The 14454-nt window shown below is 68.0% G+C and carries 10 protein-coding genes and 4 pseudogenes; 9 read left to right on the top strand and 5 right to left on the bottom strand.

Features of this window, described 5'->3' with window-relative positions; translation table 11 throughout:
- Nucleotides 1-240: 240 nt before the first annotated feature.
- The 4 genes and pseudogenes from ACWC91_RS22095 to ACWC91_RS22080 all read left to right on the top strand — a co-directional run.
- Nucleotides 241-525: pseudogene (locus ACWC91_RS22095) on the top strand (hypothetical protein); the annotation flags it as partial.
- A gap of 198 nt (nucleotides 526-723) precedes the next feature.
- The gene (locus ACWC91_RS22090; RefSeq protein ID WP_281153964.1) at nucleotides 724-1926 is read left to right on the top strand and encodes a S8 family peptidase; all 1203 of its coding nucleotides are present in this window, start codon (nucleotides 724-726) and stop codon (nucleotides 1924-1926) included.
- 215 nt (nucleotides 1927-2141) lie between these two features.
- Nucleotides 2142-2321, top strand: a complete 180-nt coding sequence (locus tag ACWC91_RS22085; RefSeq protein WP_450644807.1) for a hypothetical protein — start codon at nucleotides 2142-2144, stop codon at nucleotides 2319-2321.
- Nucleotides 2309-2977, top strand: a complete 669-nt coding sequence (locus tag ACWC91_RS22080; protein WP_450644806.1) for an IPT/TIG domain-containing protein — start codon at nucleotides 2309-2311, stop codon at nucleotides 2975-2977. Before ACWC91_RS22085 ends, ACWC91_RS22080 begins: the two co-directional genes overlap by 13 nt.
- 330 nt (nucleotides 2978-3307) lie before the next feature.
- Here the strand turns inward: ACWC91_RS22080 and ACWC91_RS22075 are convergent, their stop codons facing one another.
- Nucleotides 3308-5479, bottom strand: a complete 2172-nt coding sequence (locus ACWC91_RS22075; protein ID WP_450726014.1) for an RICIN domain-containing protein — start codon at nucleotides 5477-5479, stop codon at nucleotides 3308-3310.
- Nucleotides 5480-5580: 101 nt separating this feature from the next.
- On the bottom strand, nucleotides 5581-6939 hold the full coding sequence (locus ACWC91_RS22070) for a lectin (protein ID WP_450643429.1): 1359 nt from the start codon (nucleotides 6937-6939) through the stop codon (nucleotides 5581-5583).
- Nucleotides 6940-7432: 493 nt separating this feature from the next.
- Between ACWC91_RS22070 and ACWC91_RS22065 the strand changes: the two are divergent.
- The 3 genes and pseudogenes from ACWC91_RS22065 to ACWC91_RS22055 all read left to right on the top strand — a co-directional run.
- A pseudogene (locus ACWC91_RS22065) lies at nucleotides 7433-7771 on the top strand (GNAT family N-acetyltransferase); the annotation flags it as partial.
- 213 nt (nucleotides 7772-7984) lie between these two features.
- Nucleotides 7985-8281, top strand: a complete 297-nt coding sequence (locus ACWC91_RS22060; RefSeq protein ID WP_141365497.1) for a GYD domain-containing protein — start codon at nucleotides 7985-7987, stop codon at nucleotides 8279-8281.
- 949 nt (nucleotides 8282-9230) lie between these two features.
- Nucleotides 9231-9746, top strand: coding sequence for a cupin domain-containing protein (locus ACWC91_RS22055; protein WP_225077330.1), 516 nt, complete (start codon nucleotides 9231-9233; stop codon nucleotides 9744-9746).
- A 200-nt stretch (nucleotides 9747-9946) separates the two neighbouring features.
- Here ACWC91_RS22055 and ACWC91_RS22050 read toward each other — a convergent pair whose 3' ends face one another.
- Nucleotides 9947-10864: a hypothetical protein gene (locus ACWC91_RS22050; RefSeq protein ID WP_225077329.1), complete on the bottom strand. Its 918-nt coding sequence runs from the start codon at nucleotides 10862-10864 to the stop codon at nucleotides 9947-9949.
- Nucleotides 10865-11764: 900 nt separating this feature from the next.
- Between ACWC91_RS22050 and ACWC91_RS22045 the strand changes: the two genes are divergently transcribed.
- On the top strand, nucleotides 11765-12043 hold the full coding sequence (locus ACWC91_RS22045) for a hypothetical protein (RefSeq protein WP_450643428.1): 279 nt from the start codon (nucleotides 11765-11767) through the stop codon (nucleotides 12041-12043).
- A 43-nt stretch (nucleotides 12044-12086) separates the two neighbouring features.
- Here ACWC91_RS22045 and ACWC91_RS22040 read toward each other — a convergent pair whose 3' ends face one another.
- Nucleotides 12087-12575: a DUF6882 domain-containing protein gene (locus tag ACWC91_RS22040; RefSeq protein ID WP_225077327.1), complete on the bottom strand. Its 489-nt coding sequence runs from the start codon at nucleotides 12573-12575 to the stop codon at nucleotides 12087-12089.
- 318 nt (nucleotides 12576-12893) lie between these two features.
- Here ACWC91_RS22040 and ACWC91_RS22035 point away from each other — a divergent pair.
- A pseudogene (locus tag ACWC91_RS22035) lies at nucleotides 12894-13271 on the top strand (transposase); the annotation flags it as partial.
- A gap of 465 nt (nucleotides 13272-13736) precedes the next feature.
- Here ACWC91_RS22035 and ACWC91_RS22030 read toward each other — a convergent pair.
- Nucleotides 13737-14276: pseudogene (locus ACWC91_RS22030) on the bottom strand (transposase); the annotation flags it as partial.
- Between the last annotated feature and the right edge of the window lie 178 nt (nucleotides 14277-14454).

Genomic DNA, 14454 nt, shown 5'->3' with positions numbered 1-14454 from the left:
TTTCCCGGCCAGGCGCTAGGGGCCCATGGTGGCCCGGTCGACCGCGACGACGCCCGCAGCATCGTCCCGCCGTCGCCGTCTCGGCTGCCGCCCCGGTAGAACACCAGGTGTCGAGGATGACAGCCTCTCCGCACAGCGGTCCGATCCGGCACCGTCTGCGGCGGCGCCGTCCAAGCAACTCCAGCCATTCACAGGCGACCTGTACGCTGTAGCGGGTAACTTACCGGCCGACATTGGAAGAAGATCCAGTCGAGTAGCCCGTTCGAGCGGATACACCGAGAAGTCCAGCGCCGAGCGCAGTCGTGCGGGTCTTCCCCAACTCCGGTGCCTTGGAACGGCTTGACGACCGCCGTGCTCTTCGAGATGCACGAAGAGTGGATCGCCTTCCCGTGGAACGCCTCCCCGCGCCACTGCCTGCCCGAGGGCCGCAGGAACGAGATCTGCCCCGAGGAACACACGCCCACCGAACTCCCCGCCCAGCGGCGTGATCAGCTCGGCACGGCTACACCACCCCAGGGGACATGACCCGAAAATGGGCGCGCCCTGCCCCGGCCTGCGCGAGCCGACCGGCTCCAAGTCCTTTGAGAAACACCTTCCTTCACACATGTTTGACGTTGACTTGAACATGCCATGAATAGGACGGGCGCCGCATGAGTGCCCACGCGCACCGCACAACCCGCAATTGCCCGCGATCCGGACAGTGAAAGGTCAGGTGCACCGCATATGCGCGCCACCCTCCGCCGTCTAGGCGCCCTCCTACCCGCCGCATTGCTCGTGGCCGGGTTCCAGATGGTCGGCACCCCGGCTCACAGCTCCCCCCACGCCGATCTGCGACTCGCCCCGCAGTCCACCGCGATCTCCGACAGCTGGATCGTCGTCCTGAAGGACGGCGCCACGAACCAGCCCGCCGACACGGCCCGTTCCCTCACACAGGAGCACCACGGGACTCTCGGGCACGTCTACCGCAGCGCCCTGAAGGGCTTCTCCGCGAAGCTGTCGCGAGCCGAGGCCGCCTCGCTCGCCCGGGATCCGAAGGTCGCGTACGTCCAGCAGAATCAGACTCTCCGGATCACCGACACCCAGCAGAACGCGACCTGGGGTCTCGACCGGATCGACCAGCGCGACCTGCCGTTGAACACCACGTACACGTACAACACGACCGCCTCGAACGTCACCGCATACATCATCGACACCGGCATCCGCACCTCGCACGGCGAGTTCGGCGGGCGCGCCAGTGTGGGGACGGACACCGTCGGCGGCGGCCAGAACGGGCAGGACTGCAACGGCCACGGCACCCATGTCGCGGGCACGGTAGGCGGCAAGACCTACGGGGTCGCCAAGGGCATCTCACTGGTCGCCGTGCGAGTGCTCGACTGCAACGGCTCCGGCACGACCGCCGGTGTCGTAGCGGGCGTCGACTGGGTCACGGCGCACGCCGTGAAGCCTGCCGTGGCGAACATGAGCCTGGGCGGCGGCGCGGACACCACGCTCGACAACGCGGTGAAGAGGTCCATCGCCTCGGGCGTGACCTACTCGATCGCCGCGGGCAACGGCAACATCCTCGGCATGCCGCAGGACGCCTGCACCACCTCGCCGGCCCGGGTCCCCGAGGCCATCACCGTCGGCGCGACCGACAGCACCGACACCCGGGCTTCCTGGTCCAACTACGGCACCTGCCTGGACCTCTTCGCCCCGGGCGTGAGCATCACCTCGTCCTGGAGCACGAGCGACACCGCGACCAACACCATCAGCGGTACGTCGATGGCCACCCCGCACACCGTGGGGGTCACGGCCCTGTATCTGGCGACCCACCCGGCCGCGACACCGCAGCAGGTGCGGGACGCCCTGGTGAACGGGGCGACCAGCGGCAAGGTACAGAACCCGCGCACCGGATCGCCGAACAAGCTGCTGTACTCGCTGCTCTGACGGTCCGTACGCACCGTGCGCGGTCGGGACGGCGGGTGCACACCGGCTACCCCGGCCGCGCCAGGCGCCTCCTGCCGGCGCTGGGGGCGTCCTACGGAGCACGCCCTCGTACCACAAGACGCTCCCAGTGGACGACGTCCTTGCGCGGGAAGCCGCGAACAGGATGCCCCGCACACGTGGTTGCCTCCTTCACCTCCAGAGCGGACGGGACCGGCTTGGACATTGGCACAGACGCGAACGCCAGCGGCGTCCTGCAGGCGGCGGGCCTGTTGGTCTTCGAGTTCGCCGACTACGCCCGCACCGCCACCCCCGGCGAAGAGGACCGCGACCCGGCCTGCACGACTGCGGCTGCGTCGCCGCCCCGGAGATCCGCCCGGGCATCTTGCACGTACTGATCCCGCAGATAAGAGACACGAGCTTTGCCAAGAACCTGGTCAACAAGACCACCCAGGACTTCCTCGGCCAGGTCGCCTTTCAGCACGCCAACTCCACCTACCTGGACCTGGTGGAGGCGCCTGCCGTCCCTTCCGCGCCGGTGGTGACCGACGTGACCCCCACCTTCGGCGCACCAGGCGCCACGGTGACCATCAACGGCACCGGTTTCAGTCCGGACAGCATGGTCGACTTCGGCCACTTCGCCTGCACCAAGCGCGACATCGATCCCTCCGGCATCAGGATCACCGCTCAGGTCCCCAACGGAACCGGCGTCGTCCACGTCCGCGTCACCAACACCCTCGGCACCTCCCCGGCCGTCGCGATGGGGCAGTTCGGCTATGGCGGACCCGCACCTGTGGTGGTCAGTGCGGTCAGCCCGACCAGCGGAAAGGTCGGCACCCCGGTCACCATCAGCGGCTCGGGCTTCGCCGATGGCGCCACCGTGCACTTCAAGGACAGGGCATCCGATTCGGTCAAGTTCGTCTCCACCGGCCAGATCACCGCAACCGCTCCCGGTCAGCTCGACGACCACCAAACGGTTGACATCACCGTGACGGTCGGCAAAGCCACCTCTCCCACCAGCCCGGCCGACGAGTTCACCTACACCGGACGGTAGCGTCCGCACGCCCCCGTTCCCCGGGTGGCCCTTCGAGCAGCCCCGGGCCCTTGCCGCCGACTGGTCGAACCGTGCCCGGGCGAGGGATCGCCGCAGGTCCGTTGGCCCTGCGGCGAGCAGGCCACGGAACTGTGCGGCACGGCCGAGCGGCTGCCGGGCGACAGGCTCTGCAGACAAAGCCCCCAGCCCTGCGCAGCCGCTGCCTGGACATCATTGACCAACTCGCCTTGGCAGACGCCTCCGGTCTGACCCGCGCCTGACCTGCCTCCACCGTGCCGAAGGTCCCGCAGCCCGGGCTGCGGGACCTTCGCCCGTCATGACCCGGGACGGTTACGGGTAGCTGGTGAGGTTCGCGACGTTGTTGGCGGAATTGGACGGGCCTCCGGTGTTGTTGATCACGCGGCTGATGGTGCCCGTGCCACCGAGGGAGACCGTGACCATGCTGGTGAAGCGCACGTTCGGGTTGTTCGGTGCCTCGATGGCGCGCGCGGCGGTCACGCCCGGGTTGACGTTGAAGTAGCAGTAGCTGCCGAGGCCGTACGCCTGGTGGCTGGTGACGGAGTCGGCCACCTTGTAGGCGGCGTAGCCCTGGGTGGAGCCGTTCATCCAGGCCGCCTGGTTGGGCGGGTCGTAGGGCATCTCGTTCTGGTAGAAGTACGTCCGGCCGCCGTTGCCGTTCCAGACGGTCTGGTACTTCTGGTAGTGCTCGACGAACAGGCCGTACATCGTGACGTTGTCGCCGTTCACCACGAGTCCGGTGTCGCCGGTGTTGCTGGTCCAGCCGACGCCGCTGCCGTGGTCGGCGCGCCAGATCCACATGTGGTCGCCGATGACGTTGGCGCTGTTGACGACGAGGCTGGTGGTCGCCTTGCCGACGCCCGCGCCGCCGACGCGGAAGTACACGTCGTGCAGCGAGGCCGGGTTCGCCGCGTGGGAGGCCGTGGAGCCGCGCGGGCCGACCTCCAGCAGCGTGGGCGAGTTGGTGGTGCCCGCGTCGAAGAGGACGCCCGCGATCTTCACACCGTCGACGTCCGCGACCGTCATCGCCGTGACCCCGTTGTCCGGTATGAGCGTGGCGAGGCCGAGGCCCAGGACGACGGTGTCGGGCCGGGTCACCCGCAAGGTCTGGTCGAGGTGGTAGACACCGGGTGTGACCAGGAGGTTCTGGCCCGCGGCCAGGGCGGCGTTGATCTGCGCGGCGGTCGCGCCCGGCTTCACGACGTAGAAGGTGTCCAGGGACAGGGAGGTGCCGGCGGCGCTGCCGCTCGCCCAGCTGGTCGCGGTGGAGTTGGTGCGCACAGCCGGGACGAACACCTGGTAGGCGCCGGCCCCGTCCACGTACAGGAAGGGCTTCTCGCGGGTCACCGGGCTCTGTGCGACCGTCGTGTACGGCGGGTTCGGGAAGCTGGTGGCGGGCACGCCCTGGCTGCCGACGAAGACCATGTTCCAGTTGGACCCGGTCCAGCTACCGAGCTGCGCGTTACGGGTCAGCCACTGCTGCTGGCTGCCCGAGTTGACCCGGCCGTCGATCTTGCTGTCGGCGAGGTAGCCGCCGCTGGACCAGCCGCCGTCGTCCAGCGCGAGGTTCCCGCGCAGGTGCATTCGGCGGTACGAGGCCGCCTGCGAGACCGCCCAGCGGTCGTTGCCGCCGGTCGGGTTGACTGAAAGGTTCTCGGCGCCGCGCCAGAAGTTCTGCGTGGCGTTGCCCTGGAACCAGTCGGCCTCCGCGTGCACCGCGCCGTTGACGGTCACCGCGTCGGGGGTCAGGCCGAGGCCGAGGACCTGGGTGTAGAAGCCGACGTTGACGTCGGCGCTGTAGGTGCCCGGCTTGAACATGACGGCGTAGCGCTGGGAGCCGAACTGGTTGGTCTCCTGCTGCTTGAAGATCGAGTTCAGTCTGCTCTGGATCGTCGACGACGACATGGACGGGTCGAAGACGACCACGTTCGGGCCGAGGTCCACCGATCCTGCGGGCGGGGTCACGGGGGCCACCTGGAAGCGTTGGGCGGCGGTGCCGTTGCAGGTGTACTGCACGAGCTGCACGCTGTCGGCGGTCGAGGCGGCGGGGTCGTCCAGGCACTTGCCGCTGTTGCGGTTGACGAAGTGGTAGGCGCCGCCACCCTCGTCGACGGGCAGCCACTGCTGGTTGGCGCCGCCGCCGTAGGCCCACAGCTGGACCGGGGCGTTGTCGGCCGTGGACACGTTCGTCACGTCCACGACCTGGCCGGCATCGTTGCGGTTGTTGATGCGTACGTAGCCGCCGCTGGTCGCGGTGAAACTCCACTGCTGCGCCGTGGAGTTGTTGCACGCGTACTGCTGAACCGCCGTGCCGTTGGCGGTGCCGGCGGCGCGGGCGTCGAGGCACTTGCCGCTGGCCGCGTTGACGACGGTGGCCCAGTCGGTGGGCAGGGCGGCGGCGGCCGCGCGCGGGGCGGACGTGCCGGGGTCCGCGGGGATCGCGGCGTCCGCGGGAGCGGCCGTGAGGAAGGACGCCGCCGCCATGGTGACCAGGCTTGCGGCCAGGTATCTGGTGGCGGGGCGTGGGAGTCGGAACACGGGTCCTCCTTGCCGAACGGGTCGGCCGATGGGGATGGGAGATGCGATCAGCCGGTGTAGGCGGCGAAGACGCGCGTGTAGTCCCAGGCGGACTGGCCGACGCCGGAGCAGCTGTCGGCCGGGCCGCCGGTGCACGGGCGGTCGCGGTTGGCTGACCAGAAGGTCAGACGGGCCAGGTGGTGCTGCTGGGCGTAGCTGAGGATGGTACGGAAGTCCGCGACCGTCACCGTCTCGTTCTGGTCGGTTATGCCGTTCATCGACGAGATGCCCATGGTGCGGTAGGCCTGGTCGTCGCTGTAGCGGTACGCGTTCTTCAGCGCGTTCTTGAGGCCCTCGGCGGCCTGCACGGTCAGGTTGCCCATGTTCCGGCCGGCGCCGCCGAAGTCGAACGGCATGATGGCCCAGGCGTCGACAGCCAGGCCGGAGGAGGCGGCCCGGTTGATCAGACTGGTGTCGGGGCCGCTCTGCCCGGTGCCGATGGTGATGTACACCTTCAGGCCGAGGTTGTTGGCCTTCACGGTCTTCAACGCGTCGACCGTGCGCTGCTGGACGGTCGGGTTGCTGTAGGCGTCGGCCTCGAGGTCGATGTCGATGGCCTTCAGCCCGTAGGCGTTGATCACCTTCTGGTACGCGGCGGCGAGTTCGCCCGCGCTGGAGCAGGAACTCTCGAGCTTGTTGCCGCTGTAGCCGCCGAAGGAGGGGATGATGTCCCCGCCGTTCGCGCGTACGGTGTTGACGGTCTGCTGGTCGACGCCGCCGGTGAGCGGACGGCTGCCGTCCCACTGCGGGTTGCAGTAGCCGTTGCTGAGGACGAAGGCGAGCGTGAACCACTTGACGCCGGTGGCGTTGGTGATCGTGGTCGGGCTCGGCGGGCTGCCCCAGCCGTTGTAGAGGTACGGCGCCACGGCCATTGACGTGGCCGGCGGAGGGCCGCTGTCCGCGGTGGGCGCGGTCCACTTCTGGTTGCTCGCGCCGGTGCACGACCAGATCTGGGCGCGGGCGCCGTTGGCCGACGACCTGTCGGTGACGTCCAGGCACTTGTTGGCCTGCTGGTTGACGATGTCGCGCGCGGCGGTGACGGTCCACTTCTGGTTGGCGGCGCCGGTGCAGGACCACAGCTGGACCTTGGCACCGTCGGCGGTCGAACCGCCGGTGACGTCGAGGCACTTGCCGAGGGCGCGGATGGTGCCGTCGGAGCCGACCGTCCACTGCTGCGCGGCGGTGCCGTTGCAGTCGTAGAGCTGCACGGCCGTGCCGTCGGCCGAGCCGGCACCGGCGACGTCGAGACACTTCCCCGCCAGTCCGGTGATGGTGCCGGTGGCGGCCTGGGCGGGGCCGGCCATGAGGAGACCGGCGGAGAGGGCGAGTGCGGCGAGGGATGCGACCGCGAGCAGGGGTCTGGCCATGGGGGGAATTGGCCTTTCACGCGGGGGTGGCGGAACGCGGTCCCAACACCGCTGTGATGTACGGGTGTTGAGTGCATTCCATGGACTTTGTTTAAGGCGTGAAGCTAAAGGTCCGGACCATCACCGTCAAGAGGTGAAGCAACACCTGAGACGCAATCGCCTCGATCCGGGATGAGTTGAACACCGGGCGCTCTACGGACGTGCGGCGTCCGGGAGACGGTCGCGCGAGGCGTCCGTGCGGCACGTCCCACCCCCGCGGACGGCGGACGCGCCCGGCTGGTGCTGTGACCGCATAGGTTCGCCGGGGTGGCGGTTGGATGTGCGGTGACGTCCGATCCGACTGCTGGAGGTGCAGTGCCCGATGCCAGATGGGCCAGAACTCGGAGGGTCTGGCATTCCGGTGCCAGGCGCCGCCAGCGCGAGCCGATCTCCCGGCGGTAGGGCGTCAGTTGACGGGTGAGGTAGCGCAGATGCGTGTTGGAGAGACCGATCGGACGAGGTGGGCGAGGACATGTCGTTCGCGGGGGTGGACATCGGTTGGCGTCTGGCGCGTTCGGCGTGAGGTCACGGATACGCCACCGAGGCTGCCCTGGCCTGCCTCGCTTTCGGCTTCGAGGCCCTCGGACTACCGGAAGTGGTTGCGTCTACAACCGTCTACAACCTGCGTTCCCAGGCAGTAATGCGCCGCATCGGCATGATCCGGGACCCGGCCGACGACTTCGAGGACCCAAGCGTGCCCGAAGGGTCGCTTCGCCAGTGCGTGCTGCACCGGACCTCCGCAGTGATGCGCACGGCCTACACCTGGCCAATCGCGCAAGCGTGCGACGCCTGATCTCGCGTCGAAAACGACGCCTCACTACCCGTGAACAAAGCCACACTGCAGGTCGGCGTGGCTGTTGTGCGAGTGCCTTTCCTGGACCCAACCAACGTGATCAACCGCCTGTGGGTGCCAGTATCGCTCGTTCGGGTGCGCATCCCGTGCAGGTATCAGCCCCGATGTCCAGAATTGACCTCGCGATGTGTTTCCTCGTGAAGGTGAGAGAAAATGCCGACGTACATCACGCTGCTGAACTGGACCGATCAGGGTGTCCGAGACTACAAGGACACCGCGAAGCGCGCCGAGGCCTTCGGTACGGCGGTACAGAAGATCGGGGCGAAGCTCCTGGACATCTACTGGACCGTCGGTCCATACGACCTCGTGGCCGTCGTCGAGGCACCCGACGACGAAACTGCCACTGCAGCACTCCTGCATCTCGGCGGGGTGGGCAACATCCGTTCCACGACTCTGCGGGCCTTCGGCCGAGGGGAGATGGAACGCATCATCGCCAAGGCGACTGGCTGACGACCTCCACGCGCTGCAAGCGAGGCGTCTGGTGAGCCGACTGAGCAGAGCGCCCTACCTGGACCAGCGGCCACATCGTGCTGACGGCTCCACTGCCGTCCACTTCTCCCCGGCCAGCAGCTTCGCCCGGGGGTCGCCGTCCCTGGCGAACACGTCCCGCCAGCGCAGCGGGCGGTGCAGATGCTCCAGGACGCAGAACGAGTACGCGGCCTTGTCGACCAGGCTGTGCGGCAGCTGGGGATTGGCGAACAGCAGCCGCCGTCACGAGCCGGTCACCAGCTCGGAGGCGACTTCCTCCGCGCCGACCTTCTTCCGGCCGATCAGGTCCGGCAGCCGCTTGAGAGCCTTCACCACGAGGGCGCCGGTCTCGACCGCGCCGAAGTCGATAACCTCAGGCGGATGGAGCTTCGCACGGTGCCGTAGCGGGCGACCAGTTTGGCCCGCCACTCTGCGTCGTCATGCCCATCGCTGTCCGGAACCACCGTGATCGTGGCGAGTGCCTCGGCCAGCCGCTCACGTGGCACGACCCGCTCGATCGCCGACAAGGCGTCGACCACCGAGACGAGTCCGCCGGTGTGACCGGAATCAAGATCGCCCCGCTACCGCTAATTCCCGTTCCGACACTTCCCGAAGGCCTGGTAGTAGCGCACCGAACAGCACACCACATCCCGTCGGGCACGTGGCGGCTACCGGCGGTCGCCCCTGCCGGCGATAGGTTAGACGCGCTGATGCAGCTGCGGTAGCGTATTTTCAGTGAGATTTAGAGGTAATCCGTAGGCCGGACCAGCAGCTCACCAAGGCCGGGTTATGCGCCGTCTGTGCGTGACGCTTGTTGCATCCAGCCTGAGCCATCTGGCAAGCAGGCGGGCCCGGCGAACAAGTGGCTGGTCGGAACAGTCCACTATCCCGGAGCAAAGGTGCGCTTTCACAGCTCCTGGAGGTCATCGTCATGGATCTGATCGTATCTGGCAATCCCTTTGCCCGTAGCAGAGACGACGCCCCCGCGCGATGGCTGCTTGATATCCTGTGGCTGGTTTTGGCCAGCGGTGAGGACACCAACGGTGAGTACTCCGTCATCGAACAGTTCATGCCGGTCGGGTCCGGCCCACCTCCGCACATCCACCCGTTCGAGGACGAGGCGTTTTACGTCCTGTCCGGCGAGATGACAGCCATCATCGGTGGGCAGAAAGTCGTCCTTGGGCCGGGTAGCCTCGGCCACCTCCCGCGGAACGTCGTGCACGAGTTCAAGGTGACTGGGACGGAAGTCTGTCACTGCCTCAACTACTACAACCCGGCCGGATTCGAGCAGGCCATTCTGGGGTGCTCCCGGCCGGCGGAGCGCCGAGAGTTGCCCCCGCCCGGGCTGGATGCGCCGGACTCCACGCAGGTTGTGAGGTTCTTCAACAACTACTGGGTTGCGCCAGCCAACCTCCCGTGGGCCCATCAGAAGTGGTCGCGCGGCTGAGGCAGACACCGCATCCCGCAGCCCGCCCGGTGACAGCTGGGCGGTCAGCCGAGTCACGCCGACCTGGTGATGGAGCAGGCCGCCGCTCCCTCCCCGATCGCCCCGAGCTGCTCGTGCATGTGCCGGTGGTGCGAGCGGACCGTGGCGGGCACCATGCCGGGGATGTCGCCGATGCGGCGGATCGCGGTGCGGATCGTTGCTCAAGTCGTTGGGGGAGATGAGGCGGATTGTGCGGTCTGCCCGCCGCCATCCGCTGTGCCGGGCGGCATCTGCGCGTGGTCCTGTGTGCCCGCAAGGGCCGCCGCCTCCAGAGCGTGACGTTCCTCGATGCGTGCGACGACACGCTGACGAGCCAGTTGGCGGGCGGCACGCAGTTTGCCCTCGGCCGCGAGCAACGGGAGCCACAGCAGCCAGCCCCACGGGCTGAAGGTAACCACACCGGTGGTGACCAGCAGGCGGTTCACACCGAGGGCCGCGAGACACGTGATCACGTATGCGGCGGTGCGGTGGGTCAGCAGGAAGCGCAGGGGTGCGTTCGCCCGGTCCTGCAGCAGCTCGAGTGCTGCCGCCAGCTCTGCCTCCCGCACGTCTTCTCCCGTGGCCGTGGAAGAATCTGTGTCGGTGGAGCCGGTGCGGAGGGCACTGGCCACCCGGTCGCTCAGTTCGGCCGACTCGGCCTGCCGCAGCTCACCGCGGCCTGCGGCTGCGACCAGGTCGTCCCAGTATCCGCGGCCGGCCCAGCTCAAGGCATCATCGACGCGCTCGCGCTCCGGCGACCCGGCAGGCGCCAGCTCATCGATACGCGCCCGCAGCGTGGTCACCCGCCCGGCTCTGGCCGGATAGTCGAAGGCATCCGCGCGCAGACACAGCTCCAGATAGCAGACGAGCAGACCCAGATCGTCGGGAGCCGATGCCAGGCCTTGCTGGTAGGCGCGCTCTGCCGCAGCATCGTGATCGTCCTCGTCCTCCGCGGCGTGCGCCAGGCCGAGCCAGCGGTACAGCACTGCCGTCGGCCCCACCTGGTCAAGTCCTGCCTGTGCCGTCCGCCTTACGGCGGCGAAGCCAGCAGCCGCGTACAACTCCGAGCACTGTTGCGCATACTGCTGCGCTGCATCCATGTTCCACCCCGGTTGTCCAGACCAGTACCTTCAGCCAAGACAAGATCCAGGTCAAGGTCTGCATTGAGCGGGACGGTCCGGGTGTGACAGATGGCCCCGCTGTTGCACGGTTCAGGGGATGCCTTTCCAGGGCTTCCCACCCTGCCGGGAAGGGGATGGCACACCCGAGAGAAAGCCTGCGCGGGAACTCACAACTGCAAGGCTCATCCGGCGAAACGGCCGTCGGCACCGCACAGCTTGCGCCCGTGTCTCGCCGGCCCCGCGCGACCACTTGCCCGAGCAGTAGGCGCTTTATTGGCGCGGGCGCGTACGGCGGTGGAGCGGGTCCATGCCCTGCACAAGCAGCAGATGCCGCCCTGCTTGATCGAACTGCTCCTGCAGGGTGGGTTCGCGGAAACGGCCGACGGGCGATGTCGGATGCTTTGGGCGGTCACGTCGCCGGAAGGGTCGGCGCCCATGCGTACAGCGTGCTGATGCCAGGGGGCGATGTTCACCATGCACGGGATGGGTCTGACGCGACGGACAGACGGCCCGAGTTCGACGCCGTGCGGCGGGTGCTGGGCGCGCTTGCGGAGGCCGGCGCCGACGGCGTTTCCTTCGTGGCCCGGATATCGCCAGACGGGGGGCTGTGCTGGACTTGCTCGATTTCGCGCCCGCCGTGGAGGCCGCAGTCAGCGGGCCGTTCCAGGGTGCGTTCGTGCTGGTCGAAGGCGCCGTGTCCGAGTCCTGGCGCCGGCTGCCCGATCCGGTGCTGGCGCGAAGCTCTCGCCGGCGGCGCATCCGGCGGCGGATCCGGCGGCACTGGAGAGCATTCTGTGCGAACGCCTCCCCGAGGCCGTCGGCGTCACGGAGGCGGAGCTGGCGGAGACGGCGGCATGCCGCGGTGTCGCGCTGCCCGACGTGCTCACAGCGCTGTACTGGGTGACCCGGGCCCGCTGGGAGGACTGGAACGACGTCTACGAGTCGGTCATGCGGGTCGCCGACCCTGTCGGCTGCCCACTCTTTCTCCTCGACGCGTTGTACATCGCCGACGCCGCCTCACCCCGGTCCTCGTGGCGGTCCGCGGCTGCGCAGCCCGCACCGGAGGTCTTGAGCATCGGCGTGCGGGAGGGCGAACCGCTCAGCCTGGAGCTCGTCGTGGACCTGCAGCACCTGCGGACCACTTGGCTTGACGTCTAACGTCCGGGGACCAAACGCGGCAGCCTGAGCGCCAGGGCGAGCGTCACCGGAGCCCAGTAGTGAGCGCCAAGTCGTGAACCAGGAAGTGGAGTTGCACATCGTCCGTCGACTCTGCCCATAGCCCCTCGGCGTCGAGCACTGATGCGGCGACCATCCGTGCCTCAGCTACGAGATCGGGGTGGTAGTTGAAGTCCGGCCACGGCAGGACGGGGTAGTCACTCTCCTCGCCGAACTGCCGCACGCGCTCGATGTCGCCCAGGACTGCTCGCGGCAGTGACTTATTCGCCCAGGACCACAACCAGGTCTGCTGAGCGAGGCTCACGCTGCCGATCATCGTGAGTCGGCCGGTGAGGAACACCTTCCCATCGCGTGACCACGTGATCTGCGCGTCGTCCATCGACCAGTGGTATTGCAGGTCGCCTGACAGTCCGAAGCGCTCGATCATGAGGGCCTGCCGCGAGCGGGCACGGTCCCGAGCCGCGAGCACGACCTCCTCCCACCCGGAGTGGTCATGCTTCGAGCGGTCGTCCACCTTGCCTCCTCGTACAGAACCGACAGCCAGATCCTCCCACCTGGGCTGCCGGTCCAGGACTATCGGGCCGGGCTGGCTGTGCCTGGCAGATCTGCTTGTCGCTCATCCTGTTCGTCGGGGCTTGGTGCCCCTCTGGTGATGCGCGGGTCGGGCGTATGCCCCCGGTGACGAGGATGGCGTCCCGCGAAGTGGTGTAGCTGATCAACGTTGGGGCGAACGCCGGGGGCGTGCGGGTACACGGATTTCGCTCCCCGCCCGGCAGGTAGGCCACCATGCAACTCTCCCTGGTGAACGGCCAGTTCAACCAGGAGGTGCATGATGGCCGTGTCCCAGCATGACTTACTTCGGCTGCTGGAGTCACTGCGTTCGGCGGACGGGCTCGAACTCGTTCGTTCCGTGGCCGAGCGGATGCTGCAGGAGCTGATCGAGGCCGAGGCGACCGCGAGGGTCGGCGCGGAGTGGAACGAGCACGCCGAGATACGTACCGCGTTGCGCAACGGGCACCGCGACATGACACTGACCACGCAGGCCGGTGACCTGGACCTGGCCATACCCAAGCTGCGCTCGGGCAGCTTCTTCCCGAGCCTGCTGGAGCGGCGCCGCCGCATCGACCAGGCCCTGTTCGCCGTCATCATGGAGGCCTACGTCCATGGCGTGTCCACCCGCTCGGTTGACGACCTGGTCAAGGCACTGGGCGCGGTTGCGGCTGATCGTGCATGATGGCCGCCATGAGGGAATGGCTGAGTACCCGCCCGTGGTGGCAGGAGCTGCTGATCAACTGGCTGCTGTTCAGCGTCTGGTGGGTGGCTTCCACTGCCTTTTTCGCGGTGATCATCGGTTGGACTGACATGGTTCCGCGCAACGCCTTCAAGTTCCTCACCATGACATTTGCGTGGTCTGCGCTGTGCACCCCGCTTTTCCGGTGGCGGCGACGCCGGTTCCACAGTTCGAGTCCTCGCTGATCGCTTCGCCGCAGCGCTGATCGCAGTCATGGCGCGATCGGCCCGACATCATCGTCACCGTGACGCCCGACCAGTGGACCGCGCTGGCCGACGCCATCAAGGCCGGAGCCAGCGCGTGCACCGAAATCCACCCGGCCCGGCCCCGGCCGACCACCTGGGCCGAAGAACCGCTACCCGGCACCCCGCCACGACGTCGGCAGATCTCCGGGTCGCCCTCGCGCCACTGGCCGGCGGCGACGAGGAACTCGATCACGTCGTGGAGCCGGCCGATGGTGACGGCCGCGAGGTCGGCACCGGGCTTCAGCCGGACGGAGTCCAGGATCGCGGTCCAGGACGTGCGTCCCTTCTCCAGCGCGGCGACGACCGAGTACGGCCAGCCGGGGATCATCTGGTGCTTGGCGTCGCCGCGGCCGTAGGTGTGGCAGAGCGACCGGTCCGGGCAGGTCGCGGCGTCCGGCCTGAGCCACGGCGAGGACCAGGCGGCCGTCGGCGGCACGTGGCAGTGGCAGACCGGCGAGCGTGCGCCGCAGCCGGTCGATGTCCAGGCATCCCTTGTTGAGCGCGCCATACAGAGCGCCAAGTCCACCAACGTCCTCACCGGGCCCTTGGTGCACAGCGGCGCATCGGCGAGCTCGAACAACGCGTCCCTTCTGCCGTTCAGGCAGTCGTAGAAGTCCGCTCGGAAGCGTGACAGTTCCGCGAACGGATCGACCTGGACTGCCTGTTGCAGCACACTCATCACCACGGTCTTGGCACCGATTCCTGCACCTCGTCGCAGAGTTCAGGGTCTTGCGAAGTCACCGGCAACGTCGGCACTCCGCACTCGGCATGCTCACACCCATCGAGTTCGAGCTGAGGACAACTCCCTCGATCGCCTGGAGTCCGGCAGCTTGACTCCACGTAAGCCGGGGCACATT

Source organism: Streptomyces sp. NPDC001204 (genome assembly GCF_053598035.1).
Note: the sequence above shows the minus strand (reverse complement) of the source record. Positions and strands in the feature narration are given on the sequence as shown.

Bases quoted from the DNA above. Each gene is read 5' to 3' on its own strand.
- ACWC91_RS22090 (WP_281153964.1), top strand. From the start codon at position 724: ATGCGCGCCACCCTCCGCCGTCTAGGCGCCCTCCTACCCGCCGCATTG.
- ACWC91_RS22075 (WP_450726014.1), bottom strand. From the start codon at position 5,479: ATGGCGGCGGCGTCCTTCCTCACGGCCGCTCCCGCGGACGCCGCGATC.
- ACWC91_RS22070 (WP_450643429.1), bottom strand. From the start codon at position 6,939: ATGGCCAGACCCCTGCTCGCGGTCGCATCCCTCGCCGCACTCGCCCTC.
- ACWC91_RS22060 (WP_141365497.1), top strand. From the start codon at position 7,985: ATGCCGACGTACATCACGCTGCTGAACTGGACCGATCAGGGTGTCCGA.
- ACWC91_RS22055 (WP_225077330.1), top strand. From the start codon at position 9,231: ATGGATCTGATCGTATCTGGCAATCCCTTTGCCCGTAGCAGAGACGAC.
- ACWC91_RS22050 (WP_225077329.1), bottom strand. From the start codon at position 10,864: ATGGATGCAGCGCAGCAGTATGCGCAACAGTGCTCGGAGTTGTACGCG.